The organism is Clostridium sp. L2-50, assembly GCF_000154245.1.
Taxonomy (GTDB): domain Bacteria; phylum Bacillota; class Clostridia; order Lachnospirales; family Lachnospiraceae; genus Coprococcus.
This window is the reverse complement of sequence record NZ_DS480327.1, coordinates 1-18,889: the sequence shown is the minus strand read 5'-3', so window position 1 is coordinate 18,889 and position 18,889 is coordinate 1. Positions and strand designations below refer to the sequence as shown.

Sequence of the window (18,889 nt, the reverse complement as noted above, 5' to 3'; positions counted from 1 at the left end):
TTATCAGTTCTATTTTTTACATTTTTTCTTACCTTATAAATCTGTGATATTACATTTTTCATCACTGGTCATAAATTTGTTACGTTTTTTGTTCTAAATGGTCAATCTGTTTCGTCTTTTTTATAAATTTCACCGTTCCATGCATGATATCCTGCAATATATTCATAATCAGGATATTCATTTATTTCATATAATTTCATCCCCGTATCAGTTTTACAAATCAGAACATTTGAAATAGTATATTCATTCAAATCAGATGACGATATCGGAGAATATTTGATTTCATTTAAATATATTGCATCTCCGCGTTCTATTGCCTGATTTTTATAACTTTTATTATGCAAAAATAAATATCTGCCGCTGATTATTATAAGCAATACAACGATTGCAACTGAAACAATTATAAGTATCCCTCTTCGACTTCTGGTTTCCATCATATTATCCTACTCCTATGGTGCTAAGCCCAACCTTGCTGTTTTCTGCCCTTTTCAATCAGAAATACTATAACCGTTAAAGTTTATATTGCATAAAGTTACCATTATGTACAAATCCAAAATCCGTATATAATTTAACTCCCATGTCAGACGCTGTAATCTGTATTGTTCGACATACAGCGTATACGGTGTATCTGAAATCATCTGCTGCAACATATATTGCTCTGTGAGATTACCCTTGAATTCCATAAAAATATCATTTTCTTCCAATATAGATGTCGCCGGCAACTCACTTAATGCCCCCAGTAATCCGACATCCAGCATAAATAATTTATACCGCATTCATCCGTTGGTTGTTATAAAAAGAAATATATGCTGTTTTCTCATAATAATTCTTTCCAAATTCCTTCATCAACCAAGTTTTTCCCACTTGTCTGGCTCCCATTATTATTAATGGTTTTCGATATTTCTTTTCACCGTAACAGATTATCCAATACTATTCCAACCATCATTGAAATTCAGGAACTCCAAAAAACTCTCTTTCTCTTAAAATCCACCATAATGAGACAGCGTCTCTGTTGCTAATTCTGTCCCAACTCTCATAGCCTCATAAATATTCCCATTTATCAAATGTGAACATACAAAGCCTGCATGGTAACTATCTCCACAACCTGTAGTATCAATTACTTCTTTAACTTTATTAGCTTGAACAAAATACTTTTCACCATTATGATATGTAACACTTCCTTTATCAGCTAAAGACACATTAAATAGCCCTTTATACTTCTCTGAAAACGCTTCAAATATTGGGAGAATTGATTTCTCTCCACTAATCATGAAATAATCTATATATGGTGCATATTTTTCCATTTCTTTAAAATTACGATATTCTACAAAATCCACTGCCAATCTGAAATTGTTATTCTTTTTTAAATCTATAATTTGTCCAAAACAGCCTGCCCAAAAATGTACAAATACAACATCTGATTTTTTGATAAACTCCAATTCATCATGGTTCAATATCATTTTATCAACAATATCACCCGTCCATGAATCATCTTTGTAATATCTGTCACCGTCGGCTGTAAGATATGTACGATTATTCGCTGTTACTTTATCCTTTTCTACTCTTACGTGGCTTACATCTATTCTCTTATCAGAAATAGAATCCATAATAAATTTTGCGTAAGAATCCTGTCCAACCGCACCCAATATTGAAACATTGAACTCCTCAAATTTTGATGCATGGACTGCAAAATTAAGGGCTTCACCGCCAGCATATAGTTCATCAGTTCCATCAAAAACATCTACACATAAACACGGAAGTGCTACTAAATTTATCATTCTTTATACCTCTAAAATTTCTAATTTTTCTGTTTTATCAACTTAATTCTGTCATAATATAAAATGACTTCCGGCAGGGTTGGTCAAAATTTAAAAAACCAGAAAAGCTTCCCGCCATATGGATTTTTCTTACTGAGCAACCGTGCTGAAACTGCATGTAATAATAAAAATGCACCGCTTATGATCGTCATTACCAGTTCAAACTGTGATAAGACCGACATGGAATTATCATTATAGCCTATATAAACATTCTTACTGCCCAGAGTGCTGCAATTTCCCTCATACCAGAACACATCGGCACCATTGACAGGCGAATTCGACTTAATCTGCAGCACCGTATAAGTTGACCGGATGCCTTTCCCATAACGTGATTTATAATTTCTGACATCATTTCCGCTATGTACCTTGACATGATTGGAGCTCTGCCGAGAACTTTGATATGTTACAGTTCCTGTTGTATGATTCTTCTTACAGGCATATCCGACCACCTGCGTCATACCCGCCACAAAGAAAATCAAAGCAACTACAAGTGCCAAAATCTCAGCCGTATAGAATGCATCCACCGATTTATTTTTCATTTCTATCTCCATAGTATAGCAAAACAGGGAGCTAATCATCTTATCTCCCTGAAATTAACAATTCGCATTTTAAGCTGCAAAGCACTTAAATTAAAGGTTTGCACTCAAAGTAGCAACGCACTTAAATCAAGCAAGTGTACTTGCTCGTTTACATTATATGTAATTATCAAGAAAAAAGCAATAAAACTAATTGAGATTTATCTTTACTCTACATGATGATATTTTTTCAATCTTTGTGCCTCATTTGCCTCAAACCCAAACTTTTCATAAAATGGAATCTTATCAGGGACTGCACATAATTCCACAAAAATGTCTGTACCTTTAACTCCATTGTCATTTATGAATCTTCTTAATTCATTTATTAACATCTTTCCGATACCTTTTCCCTGATATTCAGGTCTGACAACAACATCCTTAATATAGTAATTAAGTCCCATATCACCATTCATTCTTGCCATAGCAACAATGAAATCTCCATCCCATACAGAAACTCTGAATAAAGTATGTTTCATTGCTAACCTTGTCTGTTCAAGAGACGGTCCATCTCCCCATACCGTTTCCCACAATTCAATAAATTGTTCTGCTGTTAATTCATTATATTTCACTATTAAATTTAACATAAGATATTTTCCTCCAATACTGTTCTTTAAATATTGTTATTCACAACTAGGGAACTATCTTAATTTTTCCCATTCCGCTTTTGTAATTGCATAAGCATATGATATTGTGTTTTTAGAGTCATCATATACTTTAACCCTTTTCATCCCATTCGCTATAGCTGTATTATAAGAACCAACATTTGTATATTTCATATAAGAATAAATAATGTCATAGTCCGTATGTTCAAATGCCCAATCACGGACTGCGATTGCAGCCTCTTTTCCAAACCCCTTACGCCAATATTTTTTGTAAATATGATATCCTATTTCCGGAAGCATTTCTCCATCAATATTTTGAATAGTAATTCCACAATCACCGATAAATTCGCCTGTTTTTTTTAACACAACCGCCCATAGCCCAAAACCATATTTTTCATAATTTTCCAAATTCCAAGAAATCCATCCTTTTGTTCTTTCAACATCAAAAGGTGCTGGATAATGCTGCATTGTCTCTGGATCAGAAACAATTTCATATAATGCTTCAAAGTCCCCCATTGTATATTCCCTTAGAATAAGTCTTTCTGTTTCTATCATATTGACACCTCCTATTTTATAGATCGATTTATTACCTTCTGTCTTTTCTATTGATTGATGATCATATTGATCTAACAACATTAATGCATCTGTGTATAAACTAACAAATCACAATTTTCTTTATAACCGTCTTCGCAAATATATCATATCCACCAATTGTACTCCATCTTCATATATTGGATGGTCGTAATTATCTGTAAAAAAATGTGGTACGCTATGTGAACGGATAAAACCACACTTTTCATAAAAGGGTATTGTAAGCGGGCTATCCCCTGTTCCCACTTGCAAAATAGCATATTGCTTTCCGTATCTCTCAACAATAAAATCAATTAAAGCTTTTGCATATCCCTTTCCTTGATATTCCGGAACAGTTGCAATATTTTTTATTTCAAGCACACCATTTCCTTCATCGGTAACGACACACTCACATTTAATCCCATTATCATCTAATACATACATTTTGCCTTTATAAAGATAACGGTCTATCATAGTTTCCTGTTCATCTGCCAATAACAGCAAATCAAGATATTGTTTTTTATTTTCTGTGATCTCTATAATCTTCATCCATATCACCCCTCCAAATCCATCACCATACATGAATCAGATGCTTTAAACCCTAACGATTCATACAAAGGTCTTCCCATCTCGGTTGCATCCAGGCTTATTTCTGTCACACCATTTTCTTTTGCCTCATCAATCAAAATCTCAACCATTTTCTTAGAAATTCCTCTTCTTCTATAATCTGCGCGAGTATAGACATTCATTAAATGCGCCCGATTACCTGTTGGATGCGAAAAGGTTGGCATAATCCATGTATAGGATAAGCTTGCACAGCCTACAAGAGTTTCTCCATCAGACGCAATAACTGTAGTCTGTTCCCCTGACTCAAAATATCTTCTGCTCTCAGAGATAAAATTCTCGTCATATTCATACTCACCGGACAAGCCATTCACTTCTCTAAGCATTTCAAGTCTCAGCTTCATCAGAATTTTCATATCAGCATTTGTAGTCTTTCTGTATATAATCTTGTTCATTTCCTACCTCCCTTAACAATCTATCCAACAGCATCTACCGATTGTTTATAAACATTTCAAAATTTCATCTCTTACAAACGCGTAAATCGATTTTAATCACTCAAATTCTTTTATATCATTCCAACTTCTTTCCCTTATTAATTGCTGTATAATTTTAGTTGAATAATCGAGCTTTTTCTAAGTGCCACATACGAAATCAGAAAGTTTGCAAACCAGCCGGCCGGTACAGCAAGCCAGACAAACGCAATACCGAAACGGGGTGCAAAAATCAATGCAACCGACAATCGTATCGCAAGGTTTACCATATTTGCAATGAGAAACGGACGCATAATCCCAAGTCCGCGAAGGACTCCGTCAGTTGCCATCTTAATACCCATAAAAATGAAAAAATAACCAAGCCATCTCATATAATCGCCAGACACCTGATACGCCAAAGCAGTTCCATCTTTACCAAGAAATAGCGAAGAAATTTGTGTGTGCAGTGTTTCAATGACTACAAAAGCAAGCACTGCAAAACATACATCCAACACCAACGCAGCATGATATCCTTTTTTGATACGTTCAATTTTCTTTGCACCATAGTTCTGGGAAACATATGGTGAAACTGCATTACCAATGGATACGAATATCAATGAAAAAACATTCTCTACTCTCATCGTTGCTGCATAACCTGCAAGAGCCTGCGTGCCGAATGGATTTACAACAGCCTGAACGATCATCATACCAATTGACACTGTAGACTGCTGCAGAACAGACGGAACGGCAATTTGAAGCATAGAAGATAGTTCCTGCCTGTCAAACCAGTTAAAGGGACTTTTATATCGACGCATCCGGCTAAAGAAAATCAAAAGCGAGAACACGGCGGAAATTCCCTGTGCAATAAGAGTTGCGAGAGCGGCACCGAACACACCCAGACCAAGACCGGCTACCAGCCAAATGTCCATAAAAATATTCAAAATAGAAGAAACTATCAAAAGGCCTAACGGAATCTTCGATTCACCGATTGAGTTAAACATCGTTGAAAGAATGTTATACATAAACAGAAACGGAAATCCCACAAAATAAACGCGAAGGTACAACACTGCTTCCTCCAGTATATCAGCAGGTGTTTGTAATGAAGTCATCATAAAACGAGAAAAACAAAAACCGAAAATACCCAAAAGTACGCTTAAAATCAAAAAGCTGATCAAGGATGTTGATACAATTGTTTTCATTTTGCTATAATTTTGGGCACCAAAATAACGACTTACGAGCACTCCCGCCCCTACCCCGGCACCAAGTGCTATACAGATAAAAACATTTGTCAGTGCGGCACATGCGCCAACTGCCGCAAGTGCAGGAGCACCGACATACTGACCAACAATGATTGAATCTGCCATATTGTATACCTGTTGAAAGAAGCTGCCCAGAATCATAGGCATTGCAAATACAGTCAGTGCTTTTATAGGGGCATCTGTAATTAAATATTCATCTTTTGACATTATCATTTTCCTCCATAAAACGTAAAACGTTACAAAATCAGAGCTAACGCGGCCAATACAATGTTATTGCATACAGTCAACTTGCTTTTTTCTGTATTTTAACGGAGAAACTCCGTATGTTTTTTTAAAACTTCTGATAAAATAGCTTATATTTTGATAACCACTCCGCATTGCTGCCTCTGTAACAGAAATATCGGTGTCTTGCAACAGCTGTTTTGCATACTCTAATCGTAAATACGCCACATATTGTGAAAGTGTAATATGAAAATGCTCCTTAAAATATCTGGATATATATTTTTCAGAAAGATGAAATTGCTCCCCAAATTCCTTTAATGATATTTTTCCTGTAAAATTCTGCTGTATATACGAGACCATTTCTTTTTCTACAATGTTTCTACCACTTGTGTTATTTTCTACTATAAATCCTTTTTCCCACATTTCAAGAATAAATTGTAAAAGAATTATTTTGGTCTTTATCTGCGTCGTTATGTTCAACTCTCTTTCACTCTTTTTTGCTTCATATATCTCAATTAACTGCTCACACAATTCTTTTATCGTATCTTTTACACTGGGACTTATCATCAGACGGCCACTGTCTAATGGTTCAAGTAATCTATCATCTAGTATATCATCTGTATAAAAAGATATATATTTCAATGGGAAAAGAAAAGTAAAATAATCTACAGTACCGGTCTTTGAACCCATAAAATGCAGATTGCCCGGTGATACAACGAAGGCATCCCCGGGTTTCCCGATATAGTTCTCTCCTGATATATTTACAGTCAAAAAGCCACTTTTTACATATATAATTTCGAATTCATCATGCCAATGTACCGGTATCTGAAAGGACTGCCCCGCATTCTCTATGTGATATGTACTGAACGGATCATCCTTTGTACCATGTGGTTTATTTTCCTTTAATTCAAAATACATAATCTCTCCTATAATTCTATAAGACTCTTACTTTTCCATTTTCCGCTTTTCCATCGAAGCACCATTCCAACAGCTCTCGCACATTCATCACCTGCCATGGCAATATATGCTCCTACCGCCAGAAAGCCCAAATGTATTCCAAGAAAATATGTACCACCAACCGCAAACAGATACATGAAAATTGCACCCATTATAACCGGAAAAACTGCATCTCCACTGGTTTTTAACGCCTGACTATACACAAGATTTGTCACCCTTCCAAGTTCAAGGAATATATCTATTATTAACAATTTTACAACAAGACTTATCATCTGTGCATCATCCGTAAATATATGCACTATAATGTGTCCGGACAGTGCAAATGTCACAGAGAAGCATGTGGCTATTACAAGGCCATATATCTCTGCTTTTTTTATACCCCTGTCACATTCTTCAAACTCCTTTGCTCCGATTCTCCAGCCTGTCATAATAGCATTAGCCTGTGCCAGTGCAGCTCCTGCACAATATGAGAAATTTGCTATCTGCATAGCATACGAACGAGCTGTGACATTCATTCCGTTCGCATCCATCTGATTCATAAAACGCACTATAAATGTCATTGCTATATTATAAAGTGCTGTTTCAAATGCGGAAGGAAAACCTATTTTAACAATCTGCGCAAATATCTTTCGCGGCACAATACGATCAGGACTTTGTTTTGCTTTTATAAGTACAGCGCCCATCACCGCTACAATAACAAGATTTACAACCCTTGAAATAACCGTGGCAACGGCAACTCCCACTACTCCCCAGTTAAATACAAATAAGAATACCGAATTTAGTATTATATTAAGAACATTTCCAACAATAGTTCCTATCAAGGAATGCTTTGTATATCCAAATACTCTCAAATAGCTGGAAAAAATAGGAATAAGCGCATTTAAAAAACATGTTCCACCAACAATTTTGAGGTATGTTTCAGCCGGTTCAAACAAAGCAGAAGCAATACTTACTATTTTAAGTATTCTGCCGGAAAAAATTGCAAGAACAACAGACATCAGAATACCTATGAACGCATTAAACATAAGTCCAAGCTGTCTGGCCTGATATGCTATCCCGGGTCTTCCCGCTCCTATATTTTGTGACATAACAGCTATCATACCCGATGATATCACTCCAAACATAACAATGAAAACACCTATATAAGTATTTGCTGTTCCCACTGCTCCCACAGCCTGATCACTTACAGATGATAACATAAGTGTATCAACCATCCCTGAAAGCATATAGAATAAAGTTTCCAGGCATATTGGCACAGATAATTGCGATAATGTTTTCCTTTCAACCATCATGTTTTCTCCTTACATACAAATATAACATATATTATCAATAATACGATATATCTTTATGTGTTTCTTGTATAATATCAAACAAAAATGGCACTATTTCTACTATTTCACCGCAATAATCTATCAGAATTGTTAATCTTATCGTTGACATCCAGACTATTTATTTAATGAAATGAGATTTGTATTCTATTCGTTTCCTGTATTTTTTCCCTTTTTTTCTTTTTTCGCCGTACGAAAAGGAATGCACATAAGCCCGCAAATACAACGACTACAGCTATAAGTATCAGCAGTACCGGAATCCGGCAGACACTTGAAGAGATGAGCTTAAGGCCCTGATAAAGTGTATACACACCAAATATCGAGAATATCACAAATGCCAGTGTGTTAAGCAGTCCATCCGGAGTTTTGCTCTTTAAGAGGTAACCGATCAGCATTCCAAGAATGTCCGCTGCAAATAGTCCGAGCGAACAACCGATCCATACAATAAGTGCTGCCCCCATACCTTCATTTGCACCAAATGTTATAGCGGTAAGCTGAGTCTTATCTCCAAGCTCAGCTACAAAAAAAGTACAGAAAACAGCCAATGGCGCAAACTTGATCTTTGATCTTCCGTTTTCTTCTTCCTCTTCGTCGCCATCGGAAACCGTTGATGCTGCGAAGTAAAGAAATGCAAGTGCTGCAATATTCTTAATGAGCCATTCCGGAACAAATTCGCTGACAAGTCCACCTGCAAGAACCGCCAGACCATTCAGTACAAGAATTGCGGCAGCAGTTCCTAATATGATATCTTTTAATTTGTACTTAGACGTAAGAGCAATCAACATAAGCTGTGTCTTATCTCCCATCTCCGCTATGAATTCCGTAAAAAATACCTTTAAAAATAATATCATTTGCTATACCCACATTTATCTTATTACAATATAAACTGCATATACTGCATAGAGAGCAACCATACACAAACCTTCGATTCTTCCGATTTTCTTCTTTGTCCCTGCAAATATCCATACACACACAGTAAATGCAACCAGTACACACAGATCAATAATATTCTCTCTGATTATACTGATCGGACTGATCACTGATGCAATACCAAGTACCATAAGTATGTTAAATATATTTGAACCGATCGCATTACCAAGCGCCATATCAACTTCATTCTTTCTGGCTGCAACAATTGAGGTCACAAGCTCCGGGAGTGACGTGCCTATCGAAACGATTGTAAGTCCGATCAGTGTCTGACTCATTCCGAGATCACTTGCAATTCTTGATGCCGCATCAACGGTCACATCCCCTCCGACTGCAATCGCTATTGCTCCGCCAACGATAAACAGAATACTGACCGGAACGGATACAAGCTTAATTTCCTCATCCGAGCCACCTTCAATCTCAACTTTCTTTCCTTCTTTGTTGGCCTTTAATGCAATCCTGATCATGTAAAAAATGTATCCTGCAAATAAACCAATAAATATAGCACCATCCATATGTCCCAACGTCATGCCTGTTTTGTCTCCAAGGCCGATTATTCCTAAAAGCATTAAGAGTCCGGCACATATAAGCGAAAGCGGAATATCTCTCTTTATCGTTTCTCCTGCAACATTTACTGTGGCTAATATTGCACATACTCCGATAACAACCATCAGATTAAAAATATTAGAACCAACTACATTACTAACTGCAAGTTCATTATTGCCTGCTATTGATGCTGATACACTGACCGCTGTTTCCGGAAGTGATGTTCCCATCGCAACAATTGTAAGTCCAATAATTATAGATGGAACATGCAGTCTCTTTGCTACACTCGAGCTTCCCTCTACAAAAAAATCCGCTCCTTTGATCAGCAGTACAAAACCGATCACAAGAATTACAATTACAAGAGCAAACGGGGCATTGTTAATGAATTTTTCCATATTGTTCTCCTTTTTCTCTATCCATACCAGTGATGTCAGCCGAACTGTCTGCTACTATAAAGTATGTCCGACAGATTAAAAAAGACTCATGTATATCAATTATCCGCCGGTGTATATTACACAAGCTGTTAATCGATATACATGAGTCTCATTATTTAAGATTTGCCAGATTATACTCTCTTATTATAATCAGAATGTTGACAAATCACACTTTCGCGCTAACTACTCCCTCATGGAATATTAAGTTACTCGATAAATATTATCAAATGTATCCATGTGTGTCAACATCTTATTTTAGAAATATTTATCAGAAACATTTATCAGCAGTGGTCTCAGACTACTGTCCATCCAAGCCACTGCCGAATTTATAACTTCTTTCTATTTACTTTTATTTAACTGTTACCTTTACTTTCTTAGCGCATCCATTTACTGCATAGATATATACATAACAGGTGCCTTTTCCTTTTGCTGTGATCTTGCCATCTTTGGATACAGTTGCTACCTTTTTATTTGATGTGTCATATCTGAATTTTGCTGTATGACCAAAAAGTGGAAGTTTATTATTCTTTTTAACAATAGTTGCTTTTATCTTAGCTGTTTTTCCCTTTTTCAGGCTGTAAGCAGATTTCTTTATCTGAATCTTCTTGACATCTGTTACAGTCGTATTCTTCTTGCCAACCGCATGACCTGTAATGGATTTTCCAATGGTCACTTTCTTGCCGTCAACCTTCTTATATGCAACTACATAACATTTTACATTATCTTTCTGATTTACAGCCTTCTTGTTCAGCTTATTGATCGTCACAGATAAGGTCTTTGCAGCTTTTACAGACTTAACAACGGTGTATTTTCCCTTCTTACAATATGCCATATATACATCATATCCATCTGCTTTTGCAACCTTACCCCACGTTACTTTTATCGTCTTTCCTGTAGTGATACTGAACTTGGAGCTTAATGCCTGATCATTTACTTTTGTCCGTTTTGCTTTTACTACTGGCTTTGAAGGCTCTGGATCTGATGGCGTAGACTGCTTCACTGTCCACTTTGCATAAAGAATTGTATTTCCTGTTAAAGCTTTGCCCGGCACAGCCGCCTTTGTGAGTGCCTCGTCTGTGTACCAGCCTGCAAATTCATATTCAGCTTTACTTGTTGTTGGAAGCACATCCGGGAGCTTCTTCTGATGTACGGCTTCAGTTACTTCACTTCCGCCATTTGTGTTATATGTAATCTTATATCCAAGGTTATCATTCTCGATAACTGTATATGGAACATTTCTCTCTAATGGACTGTTTGAATTTGTTGTATACCAATTAAAATCTGCATATCCAACATCATCTTTATGGTCTTTATGTTCATCCGTCTGCTCAACTTCGTAACACTTCTGGCTTCCAACACCGATTCCAACGCTTATATCATCCGGATCAGAATCAGCAGATGTGATCCAGATCATATGACACTTCTTACATACAGTGATCCATTTATTAGGTGATAGCTGATTACCAAAATAAATCTTGTCCCCAACCTGCACTTCATCTGCTTTTAATACTATCTTTGATGCATCTACAACCTCAGCCGCAGCTTTCTTGTCTGCATCTACGTACTTACAGATTAAGCATGTATATCTGTCTTCACCTGTGGTTCCATATGAATGTTTCTGATAATTTTCCTCCAAATTACTGTGTTCACAGGTTGCCGCATGCCAGTGTCCATAAGCATTACTACTCCAATTATCAGAAAATGTATGCTCATGTGCACCTATTTCTATCCATTTTGCATATAATGTTATATCTTCAAATATTGAAAGTTCTCGCTGAGCTGCCTGTGTACATTCCTCATCTGTGTACCAGCCCTCTAACATATATCCTATTCTGGTCGTCGTTGGAAATATACTCGGTATATGTGTCTGTTTAACAGCATCTGCTATTGCACTACCACCATTTGTATTATATTTAATCGTATATCCAAGATTTGAATTTCCCATAACTGTATATGGAGTATTACTAGGTAAATATTCTCCTGTGAAGTAAAAATTAAACTCACTATATCCAACATAACCGGCATGATCTTTGTGTGCATCTGATCTCATTACAATAGAATTGATTCTGTCTCCAATTCCATATTGCGAAGAGCCACCGTATGTTATCCAGATCATATGACATTGCTTGCAAACTACTATCTGTTTGTCTGGAGATAACTCAGCTCCTACATAAACCGTATCCCCTACCTGTAGAGTCGTAGGATCAATCGTTTCTGACCTGTATTCTGTTGCATTTACTTTCATTGTTCCCATGCCAACAAACATAACAATGCCAACCAGCAAGGCCGTCAGGATGCCTGTAACTTTGTTTTCTTTTAGTCGTCTTACCATATTTTCTTATCCCCTTTCATTCATCTGAATACAACACATAATACAACATATAGTATAATTATATCTGCATATCTCATTATGTTGTTCCAAATAAGTTATTTTCTGGTATTGTACCATAATCATTTCTCCTTACCGGATTCTATGCACGAAATGTCTGAAAAACGGCATGAAATGTTTCACTAGGTCTGGAAATATGGTCTATGCGTGTATAAAAAAAGAAAGATAGCCTGTCACTATCATGTATCTTACACGATAATAAACAATACTATCTTCCTTTTTATTCTCTATTTGAACTTTATGAGTGATATTTTATTTTTACATCATACCCATTCCGCCGCCCATACCTGCACCTGCCGGCATAGCTGGAGCATCTTCCTTAATATCAGCTACAACAGATTCTGTTGTCAGTAATGTAGATGCTACGGATGTTGCGTTCTGTAAAGCACTTCTTGTAACCTTAACAGGATCGATGATACCTGCTTCGATCATATCTACATACTTCTCATTGTATGCATCAAAACCGATACCCGGCTGTGATTCTTTGATCTTATTGATGATAACAGATCCTTCCAGACCGGCATTTGCTGAAATGTGGAATAACGGAGCTTCCATAGCCTTAAGAACTACCTTAGCACCTGTCTTCTCATCGCCTTCAAGGTCTGCAACCAGTTCTGCAACCTTCTTAGCTGCATGAATATATGCTGATCCACCACCTGCGATGATGCCTTCTTCTACAGCAGCTCTGGTAGCATTTAATGCATCTTCCATACGGAGCTTAGCTTCCTTCATCTCTGTCTCAGTAGCTGCACCAACACGGATAACTGCTACACCACCTGCAAGCTTTGCAAGTCTTTCCTGAAGCTTCTCTTTATCAAATTCAGATGTTGTCTCCTCAAGCTGAGCCTTGATAACATTTACTCTGCCCTGGATATCTTCCTTTGTTCCGAATCCATCTACGATAACTGTATTCTCTTTTGTTACCTTTACGCTCTTAGCACGGCCAAGGTCATCTAATGTTGTATCCTTTAAGTCATAACCGAGTTCTTCAGAGATAACCTTACCATTTGTAAGAATAGCGATATCCTGTAACATTTCTTTTCTTCTGTCACCATAACCAGGAGCCTTAACAGCTACAACCTGGAATGTACCTCTTAACTTGTTTACGATCAATGTTGTAAGTGCTTCGCCTTCTACATCTTCCGCAATGATCAAAAGCTTCTGACCACCCTGTACGATCTGCTCAAGTACCGGAAGGATATCCTGAATATTTGAGATCTTCTTATCTGTGATCAGGATGTATGGATTATCAAGTTCTGCAACCATCTTCTCCATATCAGTTGACATGTAAGCTGAAATATATCCTCTGTCGAACTGCATACCTTCTACGAGGTCAAGCTCTGTCTTCATGGACTTGGACTCTTCAATCGTGATAACACCATCGTTTGATACCTTTTCCATAGCATCTGCAACCATCTGCCCTACTTCATCATCACCCGCTGATATAGATGCAACTCTTGCGATCTGCTCTTTGCCGTTGATTGTCTGGCTCATCTCTGAGATTGCTTCTACAGCCTTGTCACAAGCCTTCTTCATACCCTTTCTAAGGATGATTGGATTTGCTCCTGCTGCAAGGTTTTTCATACCTTCATTGATCATTGCCTGAGCAAGAACAGTAGCTGTTGTAGTACCATCACCTGCAACATCATTTGTCTTTGTTGCTACTTCCTTAACGATCTGAGCACCCATGTTCTCAAATGCATCTTCCAGCTCTATATCCTTTGCAATTGTAACACCATCATTTGTGATAAGTGGTGAACCATATGACTTTGCAAGAACTACGTTTCTTCCTTTTGGTCCAAGTGTTACTCTTACTGTATCTGCTAACTGATTTACGCCTGCTTCAAGAGCCTTTCTGGCTTCTGCTCCGTATTTAATTTCCTTTGCCATTTCTTTCTACCTCCAACTGTTTTTCTGCTATCTGATTATTCGCTTACAACTGCAAGAATGTCACTCTGTTTTACGATGATATATTCATCATCACCGAGCTTAACTTCTGTTCCTGCGTATTTAGAATAAATAACTCTGTCTCCTGCCTTTACTTCCATAGGAACCTTAACGCCATCGACAACAGCTCCGGGACCAACTTCTACAACATCTGCATACTGTGGCTTCTCTTTTGCCTGTCCCGGTAATACAATACCTGATTTTGTTGTCTCTTCTGCTACGGACTGTTTTAATACAACTCTGTCTCCTAATGGTACTAATTTCATAATATATATTCCTCCTAACATATTAAATCCGTTCTTATCTGCCTTATGTACTCCGGCAGTTCCTAGCACTCATATCTCTCGAGTGCTAACACAATTATTATTGTATTCATTTTGTGGAAAAAATCAACCCCTAAAATGATAAAAAATATATTAAATGGACAAGGTCTCTTACATTATATGAAATATACCCTGAATTCAGAACGAAAACCGGCGATTTTGATTTGTAAATTCAGGTGTTGCATGATATGCTTCTAATACAGGAATCAAACCGATGATTTCTGACATGATACAGGATAACGCCTGTTCAAAGGCTGCTATCCAAATGATATATAGAAATGGAGAATACTATGGCTGAACAATTATACACAATACCTGTCAACGATGCCTTTCATGCAGACTGTGAATGTCCTCTCTGTCAGATGCAGAAAACGCTGGAGGAACATGCCATCGAATATACGATGGGACCAAGCTATATGGAAGACGATAATCGTGCTATGACAGATAAAATGGGCTTCTGCTCCCATCACATCGGCATGTTATATAAAGAAAAGAATCGTCTGGGACTTGCCCTGATGTTAAAGACACACACTGATAAAACGATCCGGGATCTGAAAGCTTTATCAGAAAAAGGAACTCCTGCAAAACCAGGACTTTTTTCCAAGCAGTCAAATTTTTCCGGTGTCGGTGCATATATCAAAGAACTGGAAAGCTCCTGCTTTATCTGTGACCGTATGAATCGTACCTTTGACCGCTATGTCGATACGATCTTTCATATGTGGAAAAAAGATCCTGAATTCAAGGATACCTTCAAAAGCAGCAAGGGCTTCTGTACTTACCACTACGGTATCCTCTACGATACCTCTGTCACAAAGCTGTCCAAAAACCAATGTGAAGAATTCATAGAAGCTTTGAATCACTTATATTTTGAAAACATGGAACGTGTCAACGGAGATATCGGATGGTTCATCGATAAATTCGACTATCGATTCAAGAATGAACCATGGAAGAACTCAAAGGATGCCCTACCTCGCGGCATAATCAAGGCTAATCATACATTTGTAGAATAAAAAGCGACAATATTACTGCCTGATAAACATAGGATACACACAAAAATACTGTGTACATTGCACTTCACATATTATTCCGCAAAACGCTTTCGCTCTACCCTCAACGCAGCAGTACTAAGTTCGCCGTATTATATGGCTCACTAAGGACTGGCGTTCGGGCAGGTTTGCTTCATAATAGTGAGTGTAATGTACACAGTATTTTTTATATAGTATAAAATTCACAGCAATATTGTCACTTTTTTTACATTGCCTGTTTGGTTACATGACCGCCAAATGCCTGTGCCAGATCATGTGTCCACAGGTATTCACGATATCTTCTGAGCAGGCCTTTGTAAATCACCTTAACATTACTGCTCTTCCGAAAATCATCCGGCCTTACAAGCCCCGGTTGTTTATCGAGAATATGTATACCAGAACATTCTAACACACTTGCCACGAACTGGGAACAGAAATAATTATATTTCCTCTCAATCGCCTTATTTCGTATAACACCATAAAGTCCCCAAAAATTATACCGATAGAGATCAGCATTTGCTTTAAATGCCGCAAGCTCCTGCAGTACATGTCTGTACTGCTTATCTGTCACGGTCAGTTCCAGAACAACACAGCTTGTTTCAACATCTCTGCCAAATATTCCGGTATCAATATCTTCTATAATGAATCCACAGTTGAACGGATTATAGATTCCCTTTCTGGCGAAGCTGTACATCTCCCGAAGCTCCAGATCCAATGCAATGGATGCATGTGCATATGGCTCTTTTGTCCAGAATTTGATGATTCTTGCAGGAACTGTGTGTGTCTTGGAGATCAGGATATATAATTTTCTGTTTTCTAATTCTGATATATCATTTTTCATACTTTTAATAGGCTAAATATTATTTTCCCGGCTTATAGGAACTCTTTAATGAAACAATACGGTTATATACAGGATGCTCCTTAGTAGAGTCTTTGGAATCTACACAGAAAAATCCATTACGAAGGAACTGGAATGCTTCACCAGGTTTTGCATCTTCAAATGCTTTCTCGAGCTTACATCCCTGTAATACGGTCAATGAATTTGGGTTCAGATTCAAAGTACCATCCTCATTCAACTTACCTTTTTCTTCATCCACGATATTCTCATATAAACGAACCTCAGCATCAATTGCACTTTCTGCTGATACCCAATGTATCGTTCCTTTTACCTTTCTTCCTTCGAATCCTGAACCACTCTTGGTTGCAGGATCATAAGTACAGTGAACAACTGTTACATTTCCATCTTCATCCTTCTCATATCCTGTACAGGTTACAAAATATGCATTCTTCAGACGTACCTCATTGCCAGGGAACAGACGGAAATATTTCTTAGGCGGTTCTTCCATGAAATCATCTCTTTCAATATAGAGATATTTGCTGAATGCAACTTCTCTGGAGCCTGCTTCCTCATTTTCCTGATTATTTTCAACCGGCAGATATTCTACCTGATCCTCCGGATAATTATCGATCACCAGCTTGATCGGATTCAGGACTGCCATATAACGGTTTGCTGTAAGCTTCAGATCATCACGCAGACAATACTCAAGCATCGCATAATCAACAGAGCTCTGGCTCTTTGAGATACCAACCAACTCCATAAACTTCTTAATAGAAGAAGCAGTAAATCCTCGTCTTCTGAGTGCTGCGATCGATACAAGTCTTGGATCATCCCAGCCATCTACGATACCATCCTCTACCAGCTTCTTAATATATCTCTTACCTGTAACTACATTTGTCAGATATAACTTTGCAAATTCGATCTGCTTTGGTGGATTCTCATATTCCAGTTCCCGTACTACCCAATCATATAAAGGTCTGTGATCCTCAAATTCCAGTGTACAGATAGAATGCGTTACACCTTCAATCGCATCCTCAATCGGATGAGCAAAATCATACATTGGATAAATACACCACTTATCCCCTGTATTATGATGTGTCATACGGGCAACACGATAGATAACAGGATCGCGCATATTAATATTCGGTGAAGCCATATCGATCTTTGCACGAAGCACCTTGCTTCCATCCGGGAACTCTCCGTTCTTCATTGCTTCAAATAATGCAAGATTTTCTTCAATACTTCTGTCTCTGTATGGGCTGTTTTTACCCGGCTCTGTCAGAGTTCCTCTGTATTCGCGGATCTCATCTGCTGTCAGATCACATACAAATGCCTTGCCTTTCTTGATCAATTTGACTGCTGCTTCATACATCTGGTCAAAATAATTGGATGCAAAGAATACTCTGTCTCCGAAATCGGCACCCAGCCATCTTACATCATCTAATATGGATTCTACAAATTCTGTCTTTTCCTTTGTTGGATTTGTATCGTCAAATCTCAGATTAAACTGTCCGCCATATTCCTGTGCAAGACCATAGTTCAATAATATGGATTTGGCATGTCCTATATGCAAATATCCATTCGGTTCCGGAGGAAATCTTGTGACTACCTTCGTTACCTTGCCCTCCGCTATATCTTTATCAATAATCTGTTCAATAAAATTTTTCCCGATTGATTCTTCTGCCATCATTAATGCCTCCTTCATATAATTAGCATGACTTTTTTAAGTCTATCACATTTTACATAAAGCCTCAACTGCAAATTCTAAAACTCAGCAAAACTCAGTAATTTTCAATAACTTTCAGCAAATCTTGTACTAAAGGATTATCTGGCATCTGTGTAACATATGTTTGACAAACCTACAAACCAAGGAAAAAGAATCCTATGGTCTGCTAACCGGCTTACACAATCACGCAACAGATCATAGGACTTTTTGTTTCTAAGCATATTTTTTATATTTCATCTTTTTGCTGTAAGTATATATCTGTAATCACCCACTCCGGGTTCTACGATATACTCCAGCTTACCATCATATTTCTTACATACGACGCATACTTTCTATCCATATCCAAGATATTCACTAACCTTCTTTGTTG

General features: G+C 37.5%; 20 protein-coding genes. 1 reads left to right on the top strand and 19 read right to left on the bottom strand.

The window, feature by feature from the left end; all coding sequences use genetic code 11:
- Positions 1–101 precede the first annotated feature (101 nt).
- The 17 genes from CLOL250_RS11980 to CLOL250_RS11905 all read right to left on the bottom strand — a co-directional run bounded on the left by CLOL250_RS11980 (position 102) and on the right by CLOL250_RS11905 (position 14,873).
- Positions 102–437, bottom strand: coding sequence for a hypothetical protein (locus CLOL250_RS11980; RefSeq protein ID WP_008402808.1), 336 nt, complete (start codon positions 435–437; stop codon positions 102–104).
- A gap of 51 nt (positions 438–488) precedes the next feature.
- Entirely contained in the window at positions 489–758 is a 270-nt protein-coding gene (locus CLOL250_RS14425; protein ID WP_443829612.1) for a hypothetical protein, read from the bottom strand.
- A 7-nt stretch (positions 759–765) separates the two neighbouring features.
- Positions 766–885: an AAA family ATPase gene (locus tag CLOL250_RS13825; RefSeq protein ID WP_446714957.1), complete on the bottom strand. Its 120-nt coding sequence runs from the start codon at positions 883–885 to the stop codon at positions 766–768.
- Between the two features lie 95 nt (positions 886–980).
- Entirely contained in the window at positions 981–1,778 is a 798-nt protein-coding gene (locus CLOL250_RS11970; protein WP_008402805.1) for a PfkB family carbohydrate kinase, read from the bottom strand.
- A gap of 83 nt (positions 1,779–1,861) precedes the next feature.
- A complete protein-coding gene (locus CLOL250_RS11965; RefSeq protein WP_243104433.1) occupies positions 1,862–2,356 on the bottom strand; it encodes a hypothetical protein in 495 nt (164 codons plus the stop codon).
- Between the two features lie 203 nt (positions 2,357–2,559).
- A complete protein-coding gene (locus CLOL250_RS11960; protein WP_008402803.1) occupies positions 2,560–2,976 on the bottom strand; it encodes a GNAT family N-acetyltransferase in 417 nt (138 codons plus the stop codon).
- A 54-nt stretch (positions 2,977–3,030) separates the two neighbouring features.
- The gene (locus tag CLOL250_RS11955) at positions 3,031–3,549 is read right to left on the bottom strand and encodes a GNAT family N-acetyltransferase (protein ID WP_044946151.1); all 519 of its coding nucleotides are present in this window, start codon (positions 3,547–3,549) and stop codon (positions 3,031–3,033) included.
- A 120-nt stretch (positions 3,550–3,669) separates the two neighbouring features.
- The gene (locus CLOL250_RS11950; protein ID WP_044946149.1) at positions 3,670–4,113 is read right to left on the bottom strand and encodes a GNAT family N-acetyltransferase; all 444 of its coding nucleotides are present in this window, start codon (positions 4,111–4,113) and stop codon (positions 3,670–3,672) included.
- Positions 4,114–4,118: 5 nt separating this feature from the next.
- A complete protein-coding gene (locus CLOL250_RS11945; RefSeq protein ID WP_008402800.1) occupies positions 4,119–4,583 on the bottom strand; it encodes a GNAT family N-acetyltransferase in 465 nt (154 codons plus the stop codon).
- Between the two features lie 137 nt (positions 4,584–4,720).
- Positions 4,721–6,070, bottom strand: coding sequence for an MATE family efflux transporter (locus CLOL250_RS11940; protein WP_008402799.1), 1,350 nt, complete (start codon positions 6,068–6,070; stop codon positions 4,721–4,723).
- 57 nt (positions 6,071–6,127) lie between these two features.
- The gene (locus CLOL250_RS11935) at positions 6,128–6,997 is read right to left on the bottom strand and encodes an AraC family transcriptional regulator (RefSeq protein ID WP_008402798.1); all 870 of its coding nucleotides are present in this window, start codon (positions 6,995–6,997) and stop codon (positions 6,128–6,130) included.
- An 8-nt stretch (positions 6,998–7,005) separates the two neighbouring features.
- On the bottom strand, positions 7,006–8,325 hold the full coding sequence (locus CLOL250_RS11930) for an MATE family efflux transporter (protein WP_342413226.1): 1,320 nt from the start codon (positions 8,323–8,325) through the stop codon (positions 7,006–7,008).
- A gap of 164 nt (positions 8,326–8,489) precedes the next feature.
- A complete protein-coding gene (locus tag CLOL250_RS11925) occupies positions 8,490–9,215 on the bottom strand; it encodes a TMEM165/GDT1 family protein (protein WP_008402796.1) in 726 nt (241 codons plus the stop codon).
- A 15-nt stretch (positions 9,216–9,230) separates the two neighbouring features.
- Positions 9,231–10,232, bottom strand: a complete 1,002-nt coding sequence (locus CLOL250_RS11920; RefSeq protein ID WP_008402794.1) for a calcium/sodium antiporter — start codon at positions 10,230–10,232, stop codon at positions 9,231–9,233.
- Positions 10,233–10,620: 388 nt separating this feature from the next.
- Positions 10,621–12,603: an InlB B-repeat-containing protein gene (locus tag CLOL250_RS13480; RefSeq protein ID WP_008402792.1), complete on the bottom strand. Its 1,983-nt coding sequence runs from the start codon at positions 12,601–12,603 to the stop codon at positions 10,621–10,623.
- A gap of 315 nt (positions 12,604–12,918) precedes the next feature.
- A complete protein-coding gene (gene groL, locus CLOL250_RS11910) occupies positions 12,919–14,550 on the bottom strand; it encodes a chaperonin GroEL (protein ID WP_008402791.1) in 1,632 nt (543 codons plus the stop codon).
- Between the two features lie 35 nt (positions 14,551–14,585).
- Entirely contained in the window at positions 14,586–14,873 is a 288-nt protein-coding gene (locus tag CLOL250_RS11905) for a co-chaperone GroES (protein ID WP_021943267.1), read from the bottom strand.
- Positions 14,874–15,220: 347 nt separating this feature from the next.
- Here CLOL250_RS11905 and CLOL250_RS11900 point away from each other — a divergent pair, with 347 nt between their 5' ends.
- The gene (locus CLOL250_RS11900) at positions 15,221–15,940 is read left to right on the top strand and encodes a DUF6062 family protein (protein ID WP_044946144.1); all 720 of its coding nucleotides are present in this window, start codon (positions 15,221–15,223) and stop codon (positions 15,938–15,940) included.
- Between the two features lie 241 nt (positions 15,941–16,181).
- Here the strand turns inward: CLOL250_RS11900 and CLOL250_RS11895 are convergent, their stop codons facing one another.
- The gene (locus tag CLOL250_RS11895) at positions 16,182–16,796 is read right to left on the bottom strand and encodes a hypothetical protein (protein ID WP_008402787.1); all 615 of its coding nucleotides are present in this window, start codon (positions 16,794–16,796) and stop codon (positions 16,182–16,184) included.
- A gap of 19 nt (positions 16,797–16,815) precedes the next feature.
- Positions 16,816–18,480, bottom strand: a complete 1,665-nt coding sequence (locus CLOL250_RS11890; protein ID WP_044946142.1) for a glutamine--tRNA ligase/YqeY domain fusion protein — start codon at positions 18,478–18,480, stop codon at positions 16,816–16,818.
- Positions 18,481–18,889: the final 409 nt, after the last annotated feature.

Bases quoted from the DNA above. Each gene is read 5' to 3' on its own strand.
- CLOL250_RS11980 (WP_008402808.1), bottom strand. From the start codon at position 437: ATGATGGAAACCAGAAGTCGAAGAGGGATACTTATAATTGTTTCAGTT.
- CLOL250_RS11900 (WP_044946144.1), top strand. From the start codon at position 15,221: ATGGCTGAACAATTATACACAATACCTGTCAACGATGCCTTTCATGCA.
- CLOL250_RS11890 (WP_044946142.1), bottom strand. From the start codon at position 18,480: ATGGCAGAAGAATCAATCGGGAAAAATTTTATTGAACAGATTATTGAT.
- CLOL250_RS11920 (WP_008402794.1), bottom strand. From the start codon at position 10,232: ATGGAAAAATTCATTAACAATGCCCCGTTTGCTCTTGTAATTGTAATT.
- CLOL250_RS11930 (WP_342413226.1), bottom strand. From the start codon at position 8,325: ATGGTTGAAAGGAAAACATTATCGCAATTATCTGTGCCAATATGCCTG.
- CLOL250_RS11970 (WP_008402805.1), bottom strand. From the start codon at position 1,778: ATGATAAATTTAGTAGCACTTCCGTGTTTATGTGTAGATGTTTTTGAT.
- CLOL250_RS11965 (WP_243104433.1), bottom strand. From the start codon at position 2,356: ATGAAAAATAAATCGGTGGATGCATTCTATACGGCTGAGATTTTGGCA.
- groL (WP_008402791.1), bottom strand. From the start codon at position 14,550: ATGGCAAAGGAAATTAAATACGGAGCAGAAGCCAGAAAGGCTCTTGAA.
- CLOL250_RS11960 (WP_008402803.1), bottom strand. From the start codon at position 2,976: ATGTTAAATTTAATAGTGAAATATAATGAATTAACAGCAGAACAATTT.
- CLOL250_RS11940 (WP_008402799.1), bottom strand. From the start codon at position 6,070: ATGATAATGTCAAAAGATGAATATTTAATTACAGATGCCCCTATAAAA.
- CLOL250_RS13480 (WP_008402792.1), bottom strand. From the start codon at position 12,603: ATGGTAAGACGACTAAAAGAAAACAAAGTTACAGGCATCCTGACGGCC.
- CLOL250_RS11945 (WP_008402800.1), bottom strand. From the start codon at position 4,583: ATGAACAAGATTATATACAGAAAGACTACAAATGCTGATATGAAAATT.
- CLOL250_RS11935 (WP_008402798.1), bottom strand. From the start codon at position 6,997: ATGTATTTTGAATTAAAGGAAAATAAACCACATGGTACAAAGGATGAT.
- CLOL250_RS11950 (WP_044946149.1), bottom strand. From the start codon at position 4,113: ATGAAGATTATAGAGATCACAGAAAATAAAAAACAATATCTTGATTTG.
- CLOL250_RS14425 (WP_443829612.1), bottom strand. From the start codon at position 758: ATGCTGGATGTCGGATTACTGGGGGCATTAAGTGAGTTGCCGGCGACA.
- CLOL250_RS11905 (WP_021943267.1), bottom strand. From the start codon at position 14,873: ATGAAATTAGTACCATTAGGAGACAGAGTTGTATTAAAACAGTCCGTA.
- CLOL250_RS11925 (WP_008402796.1), bottom strand. From the start codon at position 9,215: ATGATATTATTTTTAAAGGTATTTTTTACGGAATTCATAGCGGAGATG.
- CLOL250_RS11955 (WP_044946151.1), bottom strand. From the start codon at position 3,549: ATGATAGAAACAGAAAGACTTATTCTAAGGGAATATACAATGGGGGAC.
- CLOL250_RS11895 (WP_008402787.1), bottom strand. From the start codon at position 16,796: ATGAAAAATGATATATCAGAATTAGAAAACAGAAAATTATATATCCTG.